A 22,497-nucleotide genomic window follows, 5' to 3' on the forward strand; every position below is an offset into this window, starting at 1 on the left:
CTGTTTTCCCTGCCCTTACATACGTGGCGGGGCGACGCCGACCTGCCCCATGTATTTGCCATTGCGGTCGGCGTAGCTGGTCTCGCACGGGGATGCGCCCTGCAGGAACAGGAACTGGCAGATCCCCTCATTGGCGTAGATGCGCGCGGGCAGGGGGGTGGTGTTGCTGATCTCGATCGTGACCTGCCCTTCCCATTCCGGCTCGAGCGGGGTCACGTTCACGATGATCCCGCAGCGGGCATAGGTTGACTTGCCCAGGCAGATGACCAGCGTGTCACGCGGTATGCGGAAATATTCGACCGTATGCGCCAGCACGAAGCTGTGCGGCGGGATGGTGCAGCAGTCGCCCCGGCGGGTCACGAAGCTGTTTTCGGCAAAGTTCTTGGGGTCCACCACCGCGTTGTCCACGTCGGTGAAGATCTTGAACTCGCTCGCCACGCGCGCATCGTAGCCGTAGGATGACAGGCCGAACGAGATGACCCCGCTGCGGTTCTGCTTCTCCACGAAGGGTTCGATCATGCCATGTTCCGTGGCCATGCGACGAATCCACGTATCAGGCATTATTGGCATGGTGTCCCTTCCTTCGGCATTGATGGCGCACGGGCATGAAAGCTGCCCGTCGCTGCGCGACCACTAGCGAAGTGACCAGCCGACCGCAACCGGCAATCACCTTTCGTTGCCGGATATGTCGCTTCCGCTGTGTTCGCCCCCGCGGCTGTCGGGTGTGTCATCGGGGGTGCTGCGCGCGCGGCTCTGCTGCTTGCGGCGGCGCAGGTTGGCGCGCAGGGCCGCGGCTTCGCGCTCAAGGCGCTCACGGCGGGCAGCCTCGGCCCGGTCGGTCAGGCGGGGGGTGTCAGGCCGTTCGGTCATGGTCGTGTTTCTTGGGGCAGGAATGAATATCCGCCCGCCCCGGTTACGGGGCGGGCGGGGCCATTACACTACAGGGTGTCAGGCCGGCTTCTTTTCGGGCTCGGGCGCGGGCTTTACGTCCTGCGGGCAGCCGCAGCGGACCAGAAGCTCACGCAGTTCGCGCACGATGGGGAAGATTTCCACATTGCGGTCATAGCCGACCTCGTTCCACGCAGCCTGCTCCATTTCCACAATGTCCTTGTCTTCAAGGAAGATGCGGTTGGTGAACCAGCCCAGCACCGGCCAGATCACGTCGATCAGCAGCGGGGTCTTCGGGCGCAGCACGGACAGCAGGCCGAAGGATTGGGTCACGCGCTGGTCCTTGTCCACCGGCACGTAGGCCGCCCACAGATCCATGATCAGGTCACCGTCCTTGTCGGTGATGCGCAGGGTCTGGTACGGATATTCGGTGCGGATGGTCACGACCTCCTCAACGGGCTGTTCGCGGCCGTTGAGGTCCTTGTGCTTGCCAAAGATCAGCCGTTCGGCCAGCGGCTGCTGGCCACCGCTGCGCATGAAGCTGTAGCGGGCCTCAATGAAGTCCTCGCCACGGTCCTGCCCCAGGAAGCGGGCCTTGATCTGGCCCATCTGGCGGCGGTGCAGGAACTGATGGTTCATGTCCATCAGGTTCTCATGCATGAAGGTGTAGTGGCAGTTCACGCGCGGGCTGAAGTGCCGGGTCTTGAAGGCGGGGTTGTCCGTCTGTGCCAGCTTGGGGAAGGGAACGGTCTTCGCCTTTTCCGGGTCTCCGGGGAAAACGAAGATCAGCCCGCCTGCCTCACGCACCGGGTAGCTGCGCACGCCGTTGGGCAGCTTGCCCTTGCCCAGGTAAGGCACGTCAATGCAGCGGCCCGAACGGCCGAATGCCCAGCCATGGTAGCAGCAGCGCACGGTCTGGCCGTTCACGATGCCCTGGCTCAGCGGTACCTGCCGGTGGGGGCAGCGGTCGTATAGGGCGAACAGGCCCCCTTCCTCCGGGCGGACGAGGGCGATGGGGATACCCGCGAAGGTGACGCCCACGGTCTTGCCCTTGCGCACGTCGGAAGACCATGCAACCGGATACCAGAAATCCGGATTGGAATTGACCCGGCGCAGGTCGGGCTGGCGGGCCTCCGATGCGGTGTCTGCCAGGGCGGGGGAAATCTGGTTCATGTGGTGCAGTCCCGAAGTGTTCGCGTTGAAACGGCAGGCAGCGCGGGCAGAACCCGTGTGCCAGAAATGAACATGCGCAATGGGTGGCGAATTCCGGCGGTGTTGTCGACTGTAAAACCACCCGTTGCATAAGGCCCATGCTTAATGCAGGAGGCTCACGCAGGGTTTTGGGGCGGCCATGAGGCAGATCAAGGAAGGTACCGCGCGCCCATGGCATAATCATGCCGTGGCCTTGGGCTATCCTGCCTGTGGCAGGCTCTCATCGTTCATGTTCTGCCCGGCGATCGTGGCATGGTAGAAACTGTCCGCCAGATGGGTATGCAGCAGTTCATCATAGACCGCGAGGGTCGCATACTGCATGGCTTGCGTCGAGTAATGCGTCAGCACGTTCTCGCGCGCCTGCCATGCCAGCGCGGCCCGCTGTTCCGCCGTCATGGCCATGACATGGTGGATGCACGCGGCCAGTGCGCCTGCGTCACCGGGGGTGAAGACAAGGCCGGTCACGCCATCTTCCACCGTTTCCAGCGCAGCGCCGTGTCCCGCCACGATAACGGGGCAGCCCATGGCCTGCGCCTCCACCACCACGCGCCCGAAGGGTTCGGGACGGAGGGAGGGGACGATAACCATGTCCGCCAGCATCATGGCGGCGGGCATGTCCGCGCAGTGCCCGGCAAAGCGCAGGTGGGCGGCAATCCCGTGCCGCTGCGCCAGGGTAACGAGTTCGCTGCCCTGCTTTTCACTCGCGTCCCCCACGAAGACACAGACCCAGTCGGTGTGGAAGACGCCCGCCGCGCGCAGGCGCGCCAGTGCCTCGACCAGCAGGGCATGGCCCTTCCACGGCGTAACCCGTGCGGGCAGCATGATGACGGTGGCGCCATCGGGAATGTTCCACTGGTCATGCAGTGTCTGCACGCGGTTGCCGCGCACCCCGTGCGGGTCAAAGCGCACCATGTCCGCCCCGCGCGGGATCAGGCGCAGGCGGTCGGGACCGACGTGATATTCATCGCGCAGGCGGGCGGCGATGTAATTGCTGACCGCGATGACCCGCGTGCCAGAGGCCAGGACACTGTTATAGTACCGCTTGCCCGGCAGGTTGGCCGCATGGACGCCATGCCATGTGGTGACAAGGGGTATGCCCAGCCGCCTGCATGCCAGCGATGCCACCCACGCGGGCGCACGCGAACGCGCATGGACCAGATTGACATTGAACCGCCGCATGACCTGACGCAGCCGCCCGGCATTGCGCATGATGGAGAGGGGATTCTTGGCACCCAGTTCCATCTCGACCGGGATGGCGCCGATATATTTGAGCCGTGCGACAAGCCGCCCCCCGGCACTGGCGACAATGGCCGTGCCCCCCGCCTGCACGATGGCCCGCGCTATCTCCAGCGTGCCCTGTTCTATTCCACCGGATTCAAGCGCGGGCAGGGCCTGCAGGATAACGGGTCGGTCGGTCACGGTTTGCATCACCCTTCACCATATCATGAACGCAACGGAACTGCACGGCCATGAGACGAATAGGGGCTTTTCCCTTGACCTCGGGCACGGGCGGCCCGACGAATGGGCCAATGAAAACGTTCGCCAGCCAGCCTGTCAGCCGTTTTGTAATGCCGGGAACCTGTCCGGCACGGCCTGCCCCACGTGCCGTTGCGCTGGGCGGGCGGATGCGGCAGGTGCGGGGGGCAGGGCCCGTGGTGGCCGGGGGCTGCGTGCTGCTTGTGGCGGCGCTGGCAGGTGGCCGGGCCGGGGCAACGGATGTGGCGGCGGCGCAGGTGTCCCGGTCGGCCCCGCCACCCCAGTCCACCCCAGCGCCGCAGGAATGGAGCCTCCGGCGCTGCACCGCCACCCTGTCCGATGACCCCGATGGCGCGCGTGATTATGCCGCTGACTGGCACAACCATGGCGGTGGGCTGGAGGCGGAACAGTGCGACGCCATGGCACAGATGGAACTGGGGGATGTCGCGGGTGCGGCGACGGCGCTGGACCGGCTGGCCCACACGCCAGACTGGCCCGCCGGGGCGGCGTCCGGCGGACAGGCCGCAGGTGCTGCGGGTGCCGTGGTGGACGAACGGGCCGCGCTGCCCCGTCGCGCCGCGCTGGCCGAACAGGCGGCGCGCGCATGGCAGGCGGATGACAGCCCCCGGCAGGCGCTGGACAGCGCGGGTTATGGCCTGACACTGGCACCGGGCAGCCCCACGCTGCGGCTGGTCTATGCGCGCGTGGCGGTGGAACTGGACCAGCCCGCCCGTGCCATCGCCACCCTTACGCCGCTGCCCGACGCCCCGGCGGAACGTGACGAAGCACTGGTGGCGCGCGCCGGGGCATGGCGCAGGCTGGGGCGGATTGACCAGGGCATGGCGGACATCAACGCAGCCCTGAAGGATGCGCCGCATGATGGGGCCGCGTTGCTGGAACGCGGCATCCTGTACATGCGGCAGGGGGAGATGGAAGCCGCCCGCGCCGACTGGCAGGACGTAGTGACCCTGGCTCCGGATTCGGATGAGGCCGATCTGGCGCGACAGGATCTTTCCCTGCTGGAAACCGACCCCGAGGCCCCCTGACGCATGGCCCGTATCCTCGTGATCCGCCTTGGCGCGCTGGGGGACTTCGTGCAGTCCTTTGCACCCTTCGCCGCCATCCGCGCCCATCATGCCCATGATGAGGTGGACCTGCTGACCCAGCGCGCCTTTGCCGGGCTGGGGGCACACGCGCCGTGGTTCGACCATGTGCATGTTGATGCCCGGCCGGGCTGGCATGACCTGCCTGCCCTGCTGGCGCAGCGCGCCTTCCTGCGGTCGTATGATTTTGTGTACGACCTCCAGACCTCCCGCCGCAGCACCCGCTACTTTTACCTGTCGGGCATGAAGGCATGGTCGGGAATCGGGCGCGGCGCGGTGGCGGAACATGACAGCCCGCAGCGCTGCGCCATGCATAATGGTGGCCGCCAGCGTGACCAGTTACGCCATGCGGGACTCGACGGTGGCCTGCCGGTGCCCGACCTGTCATGGCTGGCAGCCGGTGGCCCGGTGGTAGAGGGAACTTACGGCGTGCTGGTGCCCGGCGCGTCCGCCCGGCACCCCGCCAAGCGCTGGCCGGTGGAACGCTACGCGGCGCTGGCCACGCGCATGTGGGCGCGCGGGATTCGGCCCGTCATTGTCGGCGGGCGGGGGGAAAGCCCGCTTGCCGCCGTCATCCGCCATGCCTGCCCCGATGCGCTTGACCTGACGGGTGCGACATCCCTTCTGGAACTGGGTGGCGTGATCGCGCGCGCGGCCTGCGCCGTGGGCAATGATACCGGTCCCATGCACATGGCGGCGGCCTTGGGCGTGCCGTCCACCGTGCTGTTCAGTGCTGTCAGCAACCCCGCGCTCAGTGCGCCGGTGGGGCGGTATCCGGGGCAGGTACGGGTCATTTATGTGCGGGATCTGGCTACTCTGCGCGTGGACAGGGTTGCGGCAACGCTCGCGTGACGCCATTACAGCGCAGTATCTTCTTACCGGAGCAATGAACCATGCCTGCCATCACCCTGCCTGACGGATCCGTTCGCCGCTTTGACGGGCCGGTGACGGGCACTACGGTGGCGCAGTCCATCGGGGCCGGTCTGGCCCGCGCCGCCCTTGCCATGGAAGTGGATGGCAAGCTTATGGATATCGGTCGTGAGATCGACCATGACGCCAGCCTGCGCTTCATCACGCGCAAGGACCCCGAGGCGCTGGAAATGATCCGCCACGACGCCGCCCATGTCCTGGCCGAGGCCGTGCAGTCCCTGTGGCCGGGCACGCAGGTCACGATCGGTCCGTCCATCGAAAACGGGTTCTATTACGATTTCTATCGCAACGAGCCGTTCACGCCGGAGGATTTTGCCGCGATTGAAAAGCGCATGGGCGAAATCGTGGCCGCGAACGAACCCTTCGTGCGTGAGGCATGGCCGCGTGAAAAGGCCATTGAATTCTTTGAAAACCGGGGCGAGCGCTTCAAGGCCGAACTGATCCGCGACCTGCCGGAAGATGAGGAAATCTCGATCTACCGTCAGGGCGAATGGCTGGACCTGTGCCGTGGCCCGCACCTGCGCGGCACGGCGGATGTGGGCACGGCCTTCAAGCTCATGAAGGTGGCCGGGGCCTACTGGCGTGGCGACCACCGCAACCCCATGCTGACACGCATCTACGGCACGGCATGGCGCGACCGCAAGGAACTCGAGGCCCATCTCCACCAGCTTGAGGAAGCCGAGCGCCGCGACCACCGCCGCATCGGCCGCGAGATGGACCTGTTCCACATTCAGGAAGAAGCCGTGGGCCAGATTTTCTGGCACCCCAAGGGCTGGCGGCTGTACTCGGTGCTGCAGGACTACATGCGCCGCGCGCAGAACGGCAACGGCTACCAGGAAGTGCGGACCCCGCAGCTTGTGGACCGTGGCCTGTGGGAAGCCTCCGGCCACTGGGACAAGTACCGCGAGCACATGTTCATCGCCACCGTCGAGGACGAGGACAAGACCCTCGCGCTGAAGCCGATGAACTGCCCGTGCCATGTGCAGATCTTCCGCCACGGCCTGCGCTCCTACCGCGAACTGCCGCTGCGCATGGCGGAATTCGGCGCGTGCCACCGTTATGAGCCTTCGGGCGCGCTGCATGGCATCATGCGCGTGCGCGGCTTCACGCAGGATGACGCGCATATCTTCTGCACCGAAGACCAGATTGCCGATGAAACCGCCCGTTTCGTGCGGATGCTGTCCGATGTGTACCAGGATCTCGGCTTCGAGCATTTCCGCGTGAAATTCGCTGACCGCCCCGAACAGCGCGCGGGCGATGACGCGACATGGGACCGCGCCGAAAACGCGCTGAAGGTCGCATGCGACATGGCGGGTGTGAGCTACGAGCACAATCCGGGCGAGGGCGCGTTCTACGGCCCCAAGCTGGAATTCGTGCTGCGTGACGCCATTGGCCGTGACTGGCAGTGCGGCACGCTGCAGGTCGATTACGTGCTGCCCGAGCGGCTGGACGCCACCTATGTGGGCGAGGATAGCGCGCGCCACCGGCCCGTCATGCTGCACCGTGCGATCCTCGGGTCGTTCGAGCGCTTCCTTGGCATCCTGATCGAGCAGCATGCGGGGCGCTTCCCGCTGTGGCTTGCGCCCACGCAGGTGGTCGTGGCCTCGATCGTGACCGACGCGGCCGATTACGCGCAGGACGTGGCGGACCAGCTCCGCGCCGCGGGGCTGGTGGTCGAGGCCGACCTGCGTAACGAGAAGATCAACGCCAAGATTCGCGAGCACAGCCTTGCCCGCGTGCCGGTCATTCTGGTCGTGGGCCGCAAGGAGGCGGAGGAGAACAGCGTCGCCATGCGTCGCCTCGGTGGCAAGGCACAGGAGGTTCTGCCGCTTGATGAAGCCATCTCCACCCTTGCATATGAGGCCCTGCCACCCGATATCCGCCGCAAGCGTGGCTGAAGCCTGTCCGTGCCGTAACTGCATGGCTGTTTTCGCGGGCGCGAAGCAAGACAGTACTTGATCTGTGGCGTGTGTTTGCGTCACATATCTTTCCATAATGTAAGGTCGTTCCGTGCTCGCGGCGCGCCCGGCTGGCTCCAGCCACCGGCGCACGGGCGGGCGGGCGGCCTTGCCTGCCGTTTGAATGAAACAGTTACAGGAGCTGACCATAGCCAGACCCCCCATGCCCACTCCGCCGAATCGAGAGGGCCCCCGTGTCAATGAAGAGATCCGCGTACCCCAGGTACGTCTGATCGACGAGGCGGGCGAGATGCTCGGCATCATGTCCACCCGTGATGCGCTGGCGCGCGCTTATGCCGTCGGTCTTGACCTGCTGGAAATCAGCCCGAACGCCGAGCCGCCCGTGGCCAAGGTGCTGGATTACGGGAAGTTCAAATACGAACAGCAGAAGAAGCGCAACGAAGCGCGCAAGAAGCAGAAAGTCATTGAAATCAAGGAAGTCAAGGTTCGCCCGAACATTGATGAAAATGACTATCAGGTAAAGATGCGCGCCATGAAGAGCTTCATCGGCGAAGGGGACAAGGTGAAGGTGACCCTTCGCTTCCGTGGCCGTGAAATGGCGCATCAGGATCTGGGCGTTAAGGTTCTTGAGCGTATCCGCGCGGAAATGGATGAACTGGCCAAGGTTGAGCATATGCCCAAGCTTGAAAACCGCCAGATGATCATGGTGCTTGCACCGCGTTAAGGCGTCCTGCCCTTCTGCAGGCATGAAAAAGGCCCGGGGAGCATGCTTCCCGGGCCTTTTTTTGTATCTGACTGGCGGAAACCCGCCAGCATTCAGGGCCTGAGGACCAGGGTGCCATGCGCCGTGGCGGTCACGTCCTCCATGCCCGTCGGGGCGGAGGGAGTGATGGCGTCGCTGCTGGCGGCGCGCGCCATCATCAACATCGGCATGGGGCGGGCCATATCCTGATCTTCCAGCGCGACGGATCGGATGGACGATATCTTCAGTTTAAGCGTGGCTGCCGCCGCCTGCGCGCGCTGCTGCATGTCCTGCAGGGCGAGGGACTCGGCCTGACGGGTCAGTTCGGCCCGCCGTGGGCGCGACAGGGACCAGTCCAGTTGGGTCAGGGCGAGGTTCTGCGCCTGTAGCTGCCCGATCAGCGGCAGCAGGTTCCTGCCGTCCTGCGCGGTCAGGCGGATGGTCTGGCGTGCGACCCAGCCCGGCTTGCGGTTCTGGTGCGCGTCACCATCATCATGGCGGACAAAATACGACCCGGCATTGATGGTCAGCCCGTCCACATGGGCGCTGGTGGCCATGGCCTTGGCAATCTGCGCATTGACCTGCGCCTGTGCCGCGGCCGCCGTATCGGCGCGGGATTCGGCAAAGAAGGTGGCGGTCAGTTCATCGGGCTGGGCCTGCACGGTACCGGATGCGGTCAGGTCAAGCACGGTTTCATTGGGCGTGGAGTCGTTATGGGTCGCAGGCGCCTGCGCCATGACCGCCACCGGGCACAGCCCCGCCGCCAGCATGAGTGCGGGCAGGGCGCGCCGCGCCGTGGCGCGAAAATGTTCAGACATCATGAATGTGTCGTTTCCTTCAGTTCAACCAGCGCGCGGCGGAGTCGGATAATGCCTGAACGGATGCGCCCTTCGCGGCACATGCCTTCGCCCTGCATGCGCAGGCTGTCCACGTCCTGCGGCAGGGCGGGGCCATAGGCGTCAATAATGTTCAGGAGCCGGTTACAGTACGCCCGGGTGTCACTGGTGATGATGACAGGCTTGTCCGCCCCATCCCGTGTGGCCATCACGCGGGTTGTGTCCCCCTGCTCCGCCGGGACGGGAGAGGCCCCGCACAGGCAGAAGCTCATCACGACGATGGCTGGCGTCACAGCGGATTGCATGTTCATGACGCTACTCTACGCTACTGTTCATGTCGTGCTGATGGGAGAAAGGTGACGTTTGCGTCATGCCAGATATGTGCTGGTCGGGAGGAAAATCTTCTTCCCCCGCCGACAGGGCGCAGGCCGCCACGGGCAGCGATATGGAAACCGTAAGCCCAGGGTTGTGGGCGGATAGGTGCATCCGCCCGCCATGCAGTTGTACGATGGCGCGCACCATGGCCAGCCCCAGCCCGGCACCGGGTGTATGGCGGGCCTTTTCGGCCCGGAAGAAGCGTTCGGTCGCCCGGGCCATGTCGGCCTCGCTCATGCCGATTCCCTCGTCACTGACGGACAGGTCCAACATCCCTTCGCCCGTCGGCCCGCTTGTGCGGCCGGGGGAAAGTTCGCGTATCTGCGCACGCAGGTAAACCGTGCCGCCCGGCGGCGAAAATTTTATGGCGTTGTCGAGCATGTTGGCGACCGCCTGCTGCACCAGCGAGCGATCACCATAAAAGGACAGGTGGGCGGGCAGGTCGAGCGCGAGCGCGATGTCACGTTCATCCGCCACGGCTTCGTACAGGTCGGCCACGTCGAGCAGGACCGGCACCAGGTCGAATGTCATGAAGGCGGAGCGGCGCGCCCCCGCCTCGATCTGGGCAATGCGCAGCAGGGCCTCGAACACCGCCGTCACGTTATCCAGATTGCCGACCGCGCGGTCGATGGCGCCGCGCAGTTCCTCCGCCGATGTGGCGTGCAGGGCCGCGTCCTCAAGCTGCGTGCGCGCCCGTGCGATGGGGGTGCGCAGGTCATGGGCGATGGAGTTGGAGACCTGCCGCACCCCGTCCATCAGCCGCACGATGCGGTCGAGCATTTCGTTGATGGCCTCGGCCACCTGATCCATTTCATCACCATTGCCCACCAGCGGCATGCGGCGGCTCAGGTCGCCATGCGCGATGGCGGAGGTGGTGCGCGCGACCGTCTTGACCATGCGGCGGAAGATGCCATGCACCAGCACCGCCCCGCTTACCGCCAGCAGCGAGACCATGAGCCACGCCCAGAGTAGCGAGTCGGTCAGCAGGTGGCGCAGCACCCCGCGTGAGCGCACATCACGACCGACTAGCAGGCGGTAGCCACTGTCAAGCTGGCCCGCCGTATGGGTCTGTGCGGTGCCGGGCAGGCGGTAGCCATGCAGTTCCGCCATGCCACGCAGGCCCGCGCGCGTATCGGGCAGGGTGTACCAGCGGTCGGTGTACTGCACGCGCCCGGGCCATGCGGAGACATTGCCGGTCAGGTAATTCCCCTGCGGGTCAACGACCAGGTAGATCGCATCGTCATCAAGGTTCTGTTCCAGCCGGTCCTCGATCGTGAGCGCCAGCGTGGGCAGGCCGCCCATGACCCAGCGTTCGGCTAGCGCGCGAGCATCGGCATTGATGGCGGTTTCAACCTGACGGTCCAGAAAGCCGATCGTGCCCCACCACATGAACGACATGAACAGCACCGAGGACAGGGCGAACAGCATGCCATAGGCCAGCGAGAACCGCAGGCTGGCCGACCGCCACGCCCGCCAGCGCGACCGGCGGGGGGCGGGGGAAGGTGTAAAATCGCCCACCATTACAGCCGTGCCCGGCGGGCCATGCGTGGCCTATTCGGCACGCAGCATGTACCCGGCATTGCGGATGGTGTGGATGAGCGGCGTGTCAAAGGGCTTGTCCACCTTCTGGCGCAGGCGGGAGACATGCACGTCGATCACGTTGGTCTGCGGGTCGAAATGGTAATCCCATACGCCCTCAAGCAGCATGGTGCGGGTCACGACCTGCCCCGCATGGCGGGTCAGGTATTCCAGCAGGCGGAATTCGCGCGGCTGGAGGTCGATCTTGCGGCCCGCGCGCCGCACCGTGCGCGAGAGCAGGTCAATCTCCAGGTCCGCCAGTTCCAGCTTGGTCTGGGGTGCGGTTTCGGTCCGGCCACGGCGGCCAAGGGCCTCCACCCGAGCCAGCAGTTCGCTGAAGGCGAACGGCTTGGTCACGTAGTCATCCCCCCCGGCCTTGAGGCCCTGCACCCGGTCATCCACATCTGCCAGTGCCGAGAGCAGCAGCACGGGGGTGGCGTTGTTCTGCGCACGGATGGTCTCGAGCAGGCGTATGCCGTCAATGCCGCCGGGCAGCATGCGGTCAAGTATGATCAGGTCGAATTTCTCACTGACGGCCATGAACAGGCCGTCCTTGCCGTTATCGGTCAGTTCGACCAGGTGCCCGGCTTCCTTCAGGCCCTTGGCCACGAAATTGCGGACGGTGGGGTCGTCTTCAACAACAAGAATATGCACGTTGCCTCACGTCGTTTCTGGCGGGGTCGGTCAGTCTTCCATGTCCTCGTCGGGGCGGTGGCCCACGCAGGCATTCAGGCTGAGTATCTCATGGCGGCGGCGAATATGCAGCACCACGGTCGATTCCGGCTGCTTTGCCGCTATTGAACGGATCAGCATGCGCGAAGTGTCAATCGGTTCGTCATTTACGGCGGTGATGACATCACCAATATGCAGGTGCGCCTTCATGGCCGGGCCATCGCGGTCTATGCCCACGATCTGCACGCCGCCATGCCCCGGCCCGTCCGCCAGGGTTACGCCCAGCCAGCCCCGGTCGATGCGGCCCTTGCGGCGCAGTTCCTCCACGATCGGGGCCACGATTTCGGACGGCAGGCCAAAGCCGATCCCGACCGACCCGCCAGTAGGCGAGACGATGGCCGTGTTGACCGCCACCACCTGCCCCCCCAGGTTGAAGGACGGCCCGCCGGAATTACCGGGGTTGATGGGGGCGTCGATCTGGAAAAAATCATCAAACGGGCCAGTGCCGATATCGCGCCCGCGCGCGGAGACGATACCCGCGGTAACGGAAGACCCCAGCCCGAACGGGTTGCCCGCCGCCATGATCCAGTCACCGATATTGACCAGCCTGCTGTCACCCCATGGCACGAAAGGCATGGGATGGGGCGCGTGGATCTGGATGACGGCAATGTCCGTCAGGTCATCGCTGCCCACCAGGCGGGCAGGGAACTCCGTGCCATCGGCCAGCGATACGGTAATCTGGTCCGCCCCGCCCACCACATGCGCGTTGGTCACGATCACCCCGCTGGGGTCGATCAGGAAACCCGAGCCCGCGCCGAGCATTTCTTCCCCATGGGCGCGCATGCGCTCACGGAATTTATGTTCGAACGGGGTGCCTTTCACGCTGGGGGGCAGGGGCTGGTGGCCGGTTGCCTGCCTGTTGTCCTGCGAGACGGCGATGTTCACCACCGCCGGTCCCACCTGCCGCACCAGTGGCGCGAAGGTCAGCGGCCCGGACGAGACGATGGGCGGCACGGGGGCTGCGAAAAGCGACGGGGTGGGCTGTGGCGCGGACGCGGCGACATCCTGCGCCATGGCCGTGGCGGGTGACATGGCCAGTCCGGGCATTCCCAGCAGAAGTACGGGCAACAGGCGCGAAGCCGGGCGGCGCATGGCGGTCGGTATCCAGGTATGGCGGCAGGGGCAGGCGTTCATGGTGGCCATGTTATCTTAAAAAAGTGGCAATGCCATGTCTGCATACCATGTTGGACGTAAACGCATGGTGTTTTATGGCCTGCGCCCCTGCCGTGAGGGCGGCGGGCTGGCTGTGGCCGGGTTTTCAGGCCAGTCATGTCGGGGATAGCGCCCGCGCATGTCGCGCCGCATATCCGCCCATGACCCGGCCCAGAACCCGGCCAGGTCGGCCGTGATCGCCTGCGGCCTGCCTGCGGGGGAGAGCAGGGCGATGCGCAGTTCCACCCTGCCATCGGCAATGTGGGGTGTCTTTGTTACACCGTAAAAGGTCTGGGCGCGCGCCGCCGCGACCGGCACGGGCTGCAGGTAATCCACTGCCGCCCGGCCGCCTGGCAGTTCAAGATGCGTGGGCAGCATCCGGTCCAGCCATTTCAGCGTGGCATGGTCCATGGTGGCGCGCAGCATGGCCAGCAGGTCCATTTCCGCCAGCGCGGACAGGCGGTTCACCCCCGCAAGCCAGGGGGCAAGCCATTCCTGCGTGGTCTCCGCCAGCGCGGTGTCTGACAGGTCGGGCAGGTCCGGGCGGTCAAGCCGGTTGCGCGCCAGTTCCACGCGTGCCTGAAGCTGGCGGCAGGCGTCGCTCCAGCTAAAGGTTGCGGCAAGGTTCTGCGCCGCCTGCGCGCAGAGCAGGGTGGCGACTTCCCCGGCACTGGCGGTGACGGTTCGGTCGCGCAGCACAAGGTTGCCCAGCCGCAGCCTGCGGCGCGCCATCACGTTGCCGGTTGTCGGGTCCAGCGTGGTTTCCACCTGCTCCTTTGCACGTGCAAGGACGCTGTCGGGCAGGGCGTCACGGTCCAGCGGGGCGGCAAGGCAGATTTCGGCGGCCTTGCGCACATGCATGCCCGCCACGGCCAGCAGCGGGCTTTTGGCCATGTCATCGGTCTTGGACACGCGCGCGCTCCCCCCGCCTGCAAGGCGGAAGGACCCGGCCTCGCCCCGCGCCTGCGCGATCCGGTCGGGAAAGGCGGCGGCAATCAGGGCCGCGGAGTCGCCTTCTGCCATGATGTCGCGCGCCAGCCCCAGCCGCCTGCGGTACTGCCGCGCCGCGTGGCGGATGCGTGACAGGGCCGCGCGATCGGCATCGGGGTGGTCCGCGCCCGCCAGCAGGTCAAGGCGCAGGCGGATATCGACCGGTGCTGACGGTGGCGCGCCCCGTCCGGTCCCGGCGCGGCGCGGGCGCAGCGGGTCACGTTCCTCCAGCATGGCGGCGAGGTCGGCAGCCAGCGCGCGCTCGGGGGGCGTGCGGGCGGCGAGCATCATGGCGGCAAGGCGGGGATGCGCGCCAAGGGCCGCCATGCGCGCGCCGTCGGGGGTGATGCGGGCATCATCATCCAGCGCGCCCAGAGCCTGCAGCAGGCTGCGCCCGGCCTCGAACGCGCCATTGGGCGGGGCGTCGGGAAAGGGGAGTGCCGCCGGGTCCGTGCCCATGACCGCCTGCCATGCGGCGGTATCGAGCCGCAGGCCGGTCAGTTCGGCTTCCATCATTTCCGGGCGGTCATGGGGGGGCATGGCGCGGCTTGTCGTTTCCGTCCACAGGCGTATGGCGATGCCGGGGGCCACGCGGCCCGCGCGCCCGGCACGCTGGGCCGCCGCCGCGCGGGAGATGCGCACGGTTTCAAGCCGTGTCAGCCCCGTGCCGGGGTCCAGTCGCGGCACGCGGCGGAACCCGCCATCCACCACGATGCGCACGCCCGGAACGGTCAGCGATGTCTCGGCAATCGAGGTGGACAGGATCACCCGCCTGCGGCCCGCCGGGTGCGGTGTCAGCGCTAGATCCTGCTCCGCCGGGGGCAGTTCGCCGTACAGCGGCAGGACATCGGCATCAATGCCCGCCAGTGCCGCCCGCGTGCGCTGGATTTCTCCCACGCCGGGCAGAAAGGCCAGAATGTCGCCCGCGTCCTCGCTCACGGCGGCACGGATCGCGGCGGCCATGGCGTCGGGCAGGTCGCGGCGGTGTACGAGGTCGCGCTTCGCGTGGCGGATATCGACCGGGAACATCCGGCCCGCGCTTTCCACCAGTTCCGCCGCCATATGGCGTGACAGGGCGGCCCCATCCATGGTGGCGGACATGGCCACGAGCCGCAGTTCGGGCCGCAGGCTGCGCTGCAGGTCAAGGCAGAAGGCCAGCGCGGCGTCCGCATCGACGGAGCGTTCATGGATTTCGTCAAAAATGACGCAGGCCACCCCCTCCAGCATCGGGTCGGCCAGCAGGCGGCGCACCAGCAGGCCCTCGGTAATGACCTCGATGCGGGTGCGCTCCGATGTCGCGCCATCCAGCCGGGTACGGTAGCCCACCAGCCCGCCGGGCTGTTCGCCAACCAGTTCCGCCATGCGCTGGGCCGCCGCCCGGGTGGCCAGCCTGCGCGGCTCCAGCATCACGATCCGCCCATCCTGCCGCCATGGGGCATCAAGCAGCGCCAGCGGCACCAGCGTGGTCTTGCCCGCGCCGGGCGGGGCGACCAGAACGGCGTTGGACGCGCGGGCAAGGGTGTCCTGTAGCGCCGGAAGGGCGGCGGCGACCGGCAGCGCGTCCGCGCTTTGGGACAGGAGTGCGGCAAGCCGGTTTTGCAAGGTGGGATCGAAAGACATATCCTGATCTTATGGCGTCCGGGGTGGTGGCGGGGCAATCCTTGCCATGTGGTCCGGGCGTGTTTTTCCTGTCCTGTGTGGTGGAGTGCCGTCCGTGCCCTTTCTGCGGCTTGTAGCGATCCTGTGCCTGCTGGTGGCGCTTCCGTCCGCCGTCCGCGCGGCGCAGAGTGATCCCGTCACCAGCACGCGCGCCACTGTCGCGCTGGTCACGGCGGATGATAGCTTCATGCCCGGCCGCGCGCTGCATGTGGGGCTGCGCCTGCGTCTGGCGCCCGGCTGGCATACCTACTGGCTCAACCCTGGTGACGCGGGGGACGCGCCCAGCCTGCAGGTGACCGCGCAGGGGGGCGCTACGGGGCAGGCCGGTCCGATCGAATGGCCCACCCCGCGCGTGCTGCATGACGGGCCGCTTACATCCTATGCCTATACCGGTGATGTGCTGCTGCCGGTCACGCTGGTGCCCGTGGCGGGCGCGCAGGCGGGGGCCATGGAACTGCATGCCGTGGCGGAGTGGCTGGTCTGTGCCGATATCTGCGTGCCTGAGCACGGTACCTTCAGCCTGACCCTGCCCCGTGGGGAACCGCAGCCTTCGGCGCAGGTGGCGGATTTTGCGCGCGCCGCCGCCAGCAGGCCTGTGGCCTCGCCCTTTGCCGCCCGTGTTTCGGCTGCCGGAATCCTGCAGCTTGCGGGGGCGGAATTGACACCGGATGCGGTGCGTGACGCATGGTTCATGCCGGAGGTAGCGGGCGCAATTGATCAGGATGCCCCGCAGGTGGTGACGGTGCGCGACGGGATCGTGCAGCTTGCATTGCATCCCGGCCCGGAATTCCACGGCGGAACCGCCCTGTCCGGCATTGTCGTGCTGCGTGATGGCGCAGGGCGTGAGCAGGGCCTGATGGTGCACCCGGTACCCGGTGAGGTACACGCCCTGCCGCCACCCGTCGCGGCAGCACATGCGGCTCCCATCGGCTGGCTGCTGGCCATGGCCTTTGCGGGGGGGCTGATCCTCAATCTCATGCCCTGCGTCTTTCCGGTCCTGGCGATGAAGGTGCTGGCGCTCGAACGCATGGCGCGGGGCGCGCGCCGGGCGGCGCTGGGCGGGGCGGCCGCCTATGCCGCCGGTGTGATCGGTGCCTTTGTCGTGCTGGGGGGGTGTATTGCCGGCCTGCGGGTGGCCGGGCAGCAGGCGGGCTGGGGGTTCCAGTTCCAGTCCACCGGGTTTGTGACTGCCATCTGCGTGCTGCTGTTTGTCGTGGCCCTGAACCTGCTGGGCGTGTTCAGCGCGGGCACGCGGCTCATGCGGCTGGGCAATGCGCTGCCTACGCATATGGGTGATTTCCTGACCGGGGTTCTGGCGGTCGTGCTGGCCTCGCCCTGTACCGCGCCGTTCATGGGGGCGGCGGTGGCGGGTGCGCTGGCGGCGTCCCCGGTTGTGGGGGTGCTGGTGTTCGCGGCCCTCGGGCTGGGGCTGGCGGCTCCCTACCTGCTTCTGGCCGCCATGCCGGGGCTGCTGGGCTGGCTGCCGCGCCCGGGGGCATGGATGGAAACGGTGCGCCACCTTCTGGCCCTGCCGGTGCTGGCAACCTGTGTGTGGCTGGCATGGGTGAGCGAACTGGAAGGGGGGCCGCATGCCCTTATCGTGCTCTGTGCCGGGCTGGCAATCGCCGGGGCGGGGTGCTGGTTCCTGCGCATGGCGGAACGGGCGGACATGCGTGGTGACAGGCCGGAGCGCACGGGTATCTACCGCGCCGTGGCGGTTCTGGCCCTGCTTGTGGCCTTTGTGGGTGGCAGCCTGCTGCCGCCCGCCAGTATGGGGGAGCATGGCACCGGCCGCGTAGCCGATGGCAGTTCGGTATTCTCCGCAGCCCGGCTGGCGGAACTGCGCGGGCAGGGGCACCCGGTATTTGTGGACATGACGGCGGCGTGGTGCATTTCCTGCCTGGTCAATGAGCGGGTGGCCCTGTCCAGCAAGGTGGTGCGGGAATCATTCGCGCGGCGCGGGATCGTGTACATGAAGGGGGACTGGACCCGGCGCGATGCGGAAATCACGGCTTTCCTGCGCGCCCATGGGCGTGATGGCGTGCCGTTCTACGCCTATTATCCCGCGCGGGGGGAGGAAGTGATCCTGCCTGAAATCCTGTCCCCTGGCATTGTCCTGCGCATGACGGGCGGGGAGTGAACGCAGCGTTCACCCTGCCGCCCGGCATGGTGTGTCAGTGGGTTGCGCCCGGCAGGGTCAGGTTGCCCGGCGGGGGGGAGCGGAGCTGAGGCTGCTTCGCGGTATGCGTGGTGGTGGAATCCGTATCATCCGACGGGTAACCCGTGGGGAAGATGGCGTCAGGCCCGTCATCCACGGCGGGGGCCGCTGCCTTTGGCGCGGGCGTGGTCGTGGCGGGCGCCGGGGCGGAGGCCGGCTGGCTGTCCGTCGGGCCGCCGCCAATGGTCATGGAGCCATTGCCGGGCTGGCTGGCCGCCGGTGTGGTGGCCGTGACCGTGGCGGGACCGGATGCGGGCGTGCCATCAAGCGGCTGCGCGGCCACGCTGCCCGCGGCCGGTGGCGTGACCAGCCAGTTGCCGAGGTTGTTGCGGATCTGGTTTTCCAGCTCCCGGCTCATGTCCTGCAGCATCATGTCGGTCAGGGCGTTCAGGTTTTCCGGCGTGTCGCTGTTGCCGTGGCGTGTTTTCGGGTCATAGGAGCGCGTGACCTGGGCAACGGCATAGCCCGTCACGCGCCCATCGGCGGAGGTGACGTCCAGATGCACGTTAAGCTGCCCGTCCAGCACGCCGCCGGGCTGGTGCAGGATGGATGCCCGGTCGATCGTGAACACGCCTTTCCCCCCGCTGCCAGCGGCGATGAGCCGGTCATGCGCCATCTGCGCCAGTGACTGGTCCGGCGGAAAGGGCGCACGGGCCGACAGGTCGCCCGGTATGGTGCCCGGTTGCCCCCGGTCCACCACGGAAATCGAGGCGACATTCAGGTTCAGCGGCGGCTGGTTGCTGAACTGGGGCGGCGCGAAGGTAACGGCCGGTTTGCTATCGGCATGGTCACAGGCCGACAGCGCCATGAAGGGCAGGCTCGCGGCCAGCGCCACGCGCAGGCCGCGACGCAGCGAGGGAATGGAAAACGGGGGGCGGTTCGGTCGCATGGAAATATATATCCCGATAACGGCTGGCGCACGGGGCGCGGTCAACAGATCAGGATTATGACCGTGCCATGATCCGCACCGGGCGCAAAGGGGGCGGGCGGGACGTCAGGCCGTCCTGCCGCCGATCTCGTCACGCTGGAAATGGAAACTGTGGTTGCAGAACGAGCAGTTCATGGTGATCGTGCCCTCCTGCGCCATGTGGTCCAGGTCATCCAGCGAGAAGGTTTCCAGAATACCCGACAGTCGCGCGCGTGAGCAGCGGCAGCCAAAGGCCAGTGCGCGCGGCTGGCCCATCATGAGCCCTTCGGCATGGAACAGCCGGTGCAGCAGGGTGGCGGAGGACAGGCTGTCATCAAGGATTTCATGCGCGGTCAGGGTGGTGGCCAGCGTGGTCGCCGTCTCCCACGCATCATCCCCTTCCTCGGTGGAGATGTCGGGGCCGATCCCGCCATCGCTGGCGATCTTTTCCATCACCAGCGCGCCCGCGCGCCAGCCCTGTTCGGTCTTTTCACAGAACAGACGGACCCAGCAGGCATGCTGCTCGCTGGTGGCGAAGTAATGCGCCGCCATGTCCGACAGGCTTTCGCCCGTGATCTCGACAATGCCCTGATGGATGTCGGTATCCGGCCCCTGATCCACGCTGAAGGCCAGATAGCCCTTGCCCAGAAGCTGGCCCGCCGTGGGGTTGGGGCAGGTGGCCAGCAGTTCGGCCACCTGCGCATCGTCCGAGCGGGCGTGAAAGCGCAGGGCGCCGGAATCCGTGCAGTCCGCCAGCAGCAGGCTGACCGGGCCATCGCCCTTGGCCTGAAGGGAGAACGAGCCCTGGAATTTCAGCGATGAAGCCAGCGCCGCCACCAGCGCCAGCGCTTCGCCCGCCAGCCGCAGCACGACATCAGGGTTGTCATGGCGTGTCAGCAGCGTGTCGGTCAGCACGCCGGGGCGCACCAGCCGCCCGCGCACGGGGCGCTGGTCCAGATAGAACGGCACGACACCCTGCGGCACCACCAGGTCGGGGGTGTCGGGGCGGCTGGAATCAAGAAAGGCGGGGGAGGAGATATTGGTGGTCATGGTAGAAAAACCCGCGTCTGCACACCCACCACAGGGGCGTGGTGTGGTCAGAGATTGGCGGTGATGTCCGCCTCCAGCGCGGCAAGGCGCTGGTCAAGGTCCTGCAGTCGGGCGGCGGGCAGCAGGCCCGCTTCCTGCACCGCCGCAATCGCGCGCTGGCGGCAGCGGTCATGCTCCATGTCCAGGTCTTCCGTGCGGCCCGCACCGGCAAGGCAGTCCAGATAGGCATCACGTATGGTGGCGACGCGCCCGTCACTGGCGGGCAGGACGGAGGTGAAGATGTCGCGCACGCTCTTTTCGGCCCAGCCGGGAACTTCCGGCGCGTCTTCGGTGGAGGTGGGCAGTGCGGGCTGTTCGGCCGGTCCGGTCATGCCGTGGGTTCCTTTCCATATTTCTGCCAGTCCTCGCCACACAGCGCCCAGACAAGGATGCCCTTCTGCGCGTGCAGGCGGTTCTCGGCTTCGTCGAACACGACGGAATGCGGGCCTTCAAACACGTCTTCCGTCACTTCCTCTCCGATATGGGCAGGCAGGCAGTGCAGGAAAAGGGCGTCGGGTGCGGCATGCGCCATGAGCGCACCATTCACGCGGTAGGGCTCGAACGCGTTCAGCCGCTGGTCCGATGCCTTGTCCGACATGCTGACCCATGTGTCGGTAATGACCGCATCGGCACCGCTGACGGCGGCAACGGGATCGGTCGTGACCGTGATGTCCGCCCCATGCTCGCGTGCCCATGCCACGGCCGAGACCGAGGGGGCATGCGTGCTGGGGGTGGCCAGCCGCAGGCGGAAGCCGAACAGGGCCGCGGCCTCGATGAAGGAGGTGGCGACATTGTTGCCATCCCCCACCCAGGCCAGCGTGCGGCCCTTGATGGGGCCGCGATGCTCCTCGAACGTCATGATGTCGGCCATGATCTGCACGGGGTGGGAATCCGGCGTCAGCCCGTTGATGACCGGCACGCTGCTCCAGCGTGCAAGCTGGCGCAGGTTTTCCGTCTTGCCCGTGCGCAGCACGATGGCATCGACAAAGCGCGACAGCACGCGCGCGGTATCGGCAATGGTCTCGCCCCGGCCAAGCTGCATGTCGGACGGCGCAAGCAGGACCACATTGCCGCCAAGCTGCTGCATGCCGACCTCGAACGAGACGCGCGTACGTGTGGAGGGCTTGGACAGCATGAGGCCGAGCGCACGGCCGCGCAGCGGCAGGGCGGGATGCAGCGGGCGGGCGCGCTGGTGCTGCATGCGCTTGATGCCGGCCGCGACATCGAGGATGGCGCGCAGCGTGGCCCCGTCCAGTTCCCGGAGGTCAAGGAAATGGCGGGGGGCGACCTGTGCGGGGGTGTTGAGCGCGTTCATGCCACATTCTCCGGCTTGGCGGCGGCAAGGTGGGCCTGCACGCGCCGGGCCGCCCGGTCCAGTTTGTCCAGTGCCTCGGCGCAGTCGGCCTCGGTCACGGTCAGGGGGGGCAGCAGGCGCAGCACGTTGTCGCCCGCCGTGACGCTCAGCAGCCCCTCGGCCAGGGCCGCGTTCTGCACCAGCGCCACATCGGCATGGCATTTCAGCCCGATCAGCAGGCCAAGGCCGCGCCGCCCGGTGAACACATCGGGGTAGGTGGCCACCAGCCGGTCAAGGCCCGCGTCGATCTGGGCCGCGCGGGCGCGCACGCCCTCAAGGAAGCCGGGGGCGAGCAGGATGTCGAGCACCGCATTGGCGGCGGCGCAGGCCAGCGGGCTGCCGCCAAACGTGGTGCCATGGCTGCCGGGTGTCATGTGCCGGGCGATGGTCTCCGTCGTCAGCACGGCCCCCATGGGGAAACCACCTGCAATGCCCTTGGCGGTGGACAGGATGTCGGGCGTGATGTCCGACCATTCATAGGCGAACAGGCGGCCGCTGCGGCCCATGCCGCACTGGACCTCATCAACGCCAAGGAACAGGCCGTATTCATCACAGGTCGCGCGCAGTTCCTGCATGAAGCGCGCGGTGGCGACATGGATGCCGCTTTCGCCCTGCACCGGCTCGACCAGAATGCCCGCGGTCTCGGCCGTGATGGCGTCGCGCACCGCATTCATGTTGTTGAGGGCGACGTGGTCGAAGCCTTCCACCCGGGGGCCGAAGCCATCCAGATATTTCGGGTTGCCTGTGGCGGACAGCGTAGCCAGCGTGCGGCCGTGGAACGCGCCGTTGAAGCAGATGATGCGCGTGCGCTCCGGGTGGCCGGACTTGGCCTGCGCGCGGCGGATCATCTTGATCATGCCCTCGTTCGCTTCAGCGCCCGAATTGCAGAAGAAGGCGGTGTCGGCAAAGCTGTTGGCCACCAGGCGGGCGGCAAGCCGTTCGGCCTGCGGCACGCGGTACAGGTTGGAGACATGCATGACACGCTGCGCCTGCTGCGTGATTGCCTCCACAAGATGCGGGTTGTTATGCCCCACCGATGACGTGGCTATGCCGGAGCCGAAGTCCAGGAATCGTCGCCCGTCCACCGTGTACAGCCAGGCACCTTCGCCGCGCTCGAAAGCGAGATCGGCGCGATTGTAATTCGGCATCAGGGCGGGAATCATGGAATGACCTTGTACTTCGGTTCAAAGAAAAAAGGATGACGGGCTCAGAAACGAAAACGGCCCACCGCAGGGGGTGGGCAAGTTTTCTTTCCCGAATTTCCCGGGCCATGCGTGGATGACGAGTCGATACGGCATCCAGTCTGCATATCCTGACCCGGAAGGCAGCGAGGATAT

General features: G+C 66.7%; 20 protein-coding genes. 5 read left to right on the top strand and 15 right to left on the bottom strand.

Translation table 11 applies throughout. The features are described 5' to 3' along the window. Window positions 1-15: 15 nt before the first annotated feature. From dcd to DY926_RS01870, 4 genes are all read right to left on the bottom strand, one after another. The gene (gene dcd / locus DY926_RS01855; RefSeq protein WP_116701831.1) at window positions 16-570 is read right to left on the bottom strand and encodes a dCTP deaminase; all 555 of its coding nucleotides are present in this window, start codon (window positions 568-570) and stop codon (window positions 16-18) included. A 96-nt stretch (window positions 571-666) separates the two neighbouring features. Next, entirely contained in the window at window positions 667-870 is a 204-nt protein-coding gene (locus DY926_RS01860; protein WP_116701832.1) for a hypothetical protein, read from the bottom strand. Between the two features lie 78 nt (window positions 871-948). Then, window positions 949-2,061 (bottom strand): Rieske 2Fe-2S domain-containing protein, encoded by a 1,113-nt coding sequence (locus DY926_RS01865; RefSeq protein ID WP_116701833.1) that lies wholly within the window; start codon window positions 2,059-2,061, stop codon window positions 949-951. A gap of 237 nt (window positions 2,062-2,298) precedes the next feature. Then, a complete protein-coding gene (locus DY926_RS01870) occupies window positions 2,299-3,528 on the bottom strand; it encodes a glycosyltransferase family 4 protein (protein WP_116701834.1) in 1,230 nt (409 codons plus the stop codon). 101 nt (window positions 3,529-3,629) lie between these two features. Between DY926_RS01870 and DY926_RS01875 the strand changes: the two genes are divergently transcribed. The 4 genes from DY926_RS01875 (at window position 3,630) to infC (ending at window position 8,252) form a co-directional block, all read left to right on the top strand. Further along, entirely contained in the window at window positions 3,630-4,622 is a 993-nt protein-coding gene (locus DY926_RS01875; protein ID WP_241503000.1) for a tetratricopeptide repeat protein, read from the top strand. Window positions 4,623-4,625: 3 nt separating this feature from the next. After that, window positions 4,626-5,531 carry a glycosyltransferase family 9 protein gene (locus DY926_RS01880; RefSeq protein WP_116701835.1) on the top strand — a complete coding sequence of 302 codons (906 nt, stop codon included), beginning with the start codon at window positions 4,626-4,628 and terminating at the stop codon, window positions 5,529-5,531. Between the two features lie 41 nt (window positions 5,532-5,572). Continuing rightward, window positions 5,573-7,507, top strand: a complete 1,935-nt coding sequence (gene thrS, locus DY926_RS01885) for a threonine--tRNA ligase (protein WP_116701836.1) — start codon at window positions 5,573-5,575, stop codon at window positions 7,505-7,507. Between the two features lie 223 nt (window positions 7,508-7,730). Further along, a complete protein-coding gene (gene infC / locus DY926_RS01890; protein WP_025812777.1) occupies window positions 7,731-8,252 on the top strand; it encodes a translation initiation factor IF-3 in 522 nt (173 codons plus the stop codon). A gap of 92 nt (window positions 8,253-8,344) precedes the next feature. On the opposite strand, the gene DY926_RS01895 is transcribed toward infC, so the two are convergent. The 6 genes from DY926_RS01895 to hrpB form a co-directional block, all read right to left on the bottom strand. Beyond that, window positions 8,345-9,091 carry an SIMPL domain-containing protein gene (locus DY926_RS01895; protein ID WP_116701837.1) on the bottom strand — a complete coding sequence of 249 codons (747 nt, stop codon included), beginning with the start codon at window positions 9,089-9,091 and terminating at the stop codon, window positions 8,345-8,347. Continuing rightward, entirely contained in the window at window positions 9,088-9,417 is a 330-nt protein-coding gene (locus tag DY926_RS01900) for a hypothetical protein (RefSeq protein WP_116701838.1), read from the bottom strand. Before DY926_RS01900 ends, DY926_RS01895 begins: the two co-directional genes overlap by 4 nt. 4 nt (window positions 9,418-9,421) lie before the next feature. After that, the gene (locus DY926_RS01905; protein ID WP_116701839.1) at window positions 9,422-11,002 is read right to left on the bottom strand and encodes a sensor histidine kinase; all 1,581 of its coding nucleotides are present in this window, start codon (window positions 11,000-11,002) and stop codon (window positions 9,422-9,424) included. Window positions 11,003-11,032: 30 nt separating this feature from the next. After that, entirely contained in the window at window positions 11,033-11,713 is a 681-nt protein-coding gene (locus tag DY926_RS01910; protein ID WP_116701840.1) for a winged helix-turn-helix domain-containing protein, read from the bottom strand. Between the two features lie 30 nt (window positions 11,714-11,743). Continuing rightward, window positions 11,744-12,859 carry a S1C family serine protease gene (locus DY926_RS01915; RefSeq protein ID WP_408886025.1) on the bottom strand — a complete coding sequence of 372 codons (1,116 nt, stop codon included), beginning with the start codon at window positions 12,857-12,859 and terminating at the stop codon, window positions 11,744-11,746. Window positions 12,860-12,997: 138 nt separating this feature from the next. Then, window positions 12,998-15,553: an ATP-dependent helicase HrpB gene (gene hrpB, locus DY926_RS01920; RefSeq protein WP_186336037.1), complete on the bottom strand. Its 2,556-nt coding sequence runs from the start codon at window positions 15,551-15,553 to the stop codon at window positions 12,998-13,000. 46 nt (window positions 15,554-15,599) lie between these two features. Between hrpB and DY926_RS01925 the strand changes: the two genes are divergently transcribed. Continuing rightward, window positions 15,600-17,732 (top strand): protein-disulfide reductase DsbD family protein, encoded by a 2,133-nt coding sequence (locus DY926_RS01925; protein WP_116701842.1) that lies wholly within the window; start codon window positions 15,600-15,602, stop codon window positions 17,730-17,732. A 34-nt stretch (window positions 17,733-17,766) separates the two neighbouring features. Here DY926_RS01925 and DY926_RS01930 read toward each other — a convergent pair whose 3' ends face one another. The 5 genes from DY926_RS01930 to DY926_RS01950 form a co-directional block, all read right to left on the bottom strand. Next, window positions 17,767-18,699 (bottom strand): hypothetical protein, encoded by a 933-nt coding sequence (locus DY926_RS01930; RefSeq protein ID WP_116701872.1) that lies wholly within the window; start codon window positions 18,697-18,699, stop codon window positions 17,767-17,769. A 105-nt stretch (window positions 18,700-18,804) separates the two neighbouring features. Next, window positions 18,805-19,767 (bottom strand): Hsp33 family molecular chaperone HslO, encoded by a 963-nt coding sequence (gene hslO / locus DY926_RS01935; RefSeq protein WP_116701843.1) that lies wholly within the window; start codon window positions 19,765-19,767, stop codon window positions 18,805-18,807. Between the two features lie 47 nt (window positions 19,768-19,814). Beyond that, entirely contained in the window at window positions 19,815-20,138 is a 324-nt protein-coding gene (locus DY926_RS01940) for a hypothetical protein (RefSeq protein WP_116701844.1), read from the bottom strand. Beyond that, complete coding sequence (gene argF, locus DY926_RS01945) at window positions 20,135-21,121, bottom strand: ornithine carbamoyltransferase (protein WP_116701845.1); 987 nt, start codon at window positions 21,119-21,121, stop codon at window positions 20,135-20,137. The genes DY926_RS01940 and argF overlap by 4 nt, the downstream gene beginning before the upstream one ends. Next, window positions 21,118-22,323 (bottom strand): aspartate aminotransferase family protein, encoded by a 1,206-nt coding sequence (locus tag DY926_RS01950; protein WP_116701846.1) that lies wholly within the window; start codon window positions 22,321-22,323, stop codon window positions 21,118-21,120. Before DY926_RS01950 ends, argF begins: the two co-directional genes overlap by 4 nt. Window positions 22,324-22,497: the final 174 nt, after the last annotated feature.

The organism is Komagataeibacter melaceti (assembly GCF_003403295.1).
Taxonomy (GTDB): domain Bacteria; phylum Pseudomonadota; class Alphaproteobacteria; order Acetobacterales; family Acetobacteraceae; genus Komagataeibacter; species Komagataeibacter melaceti.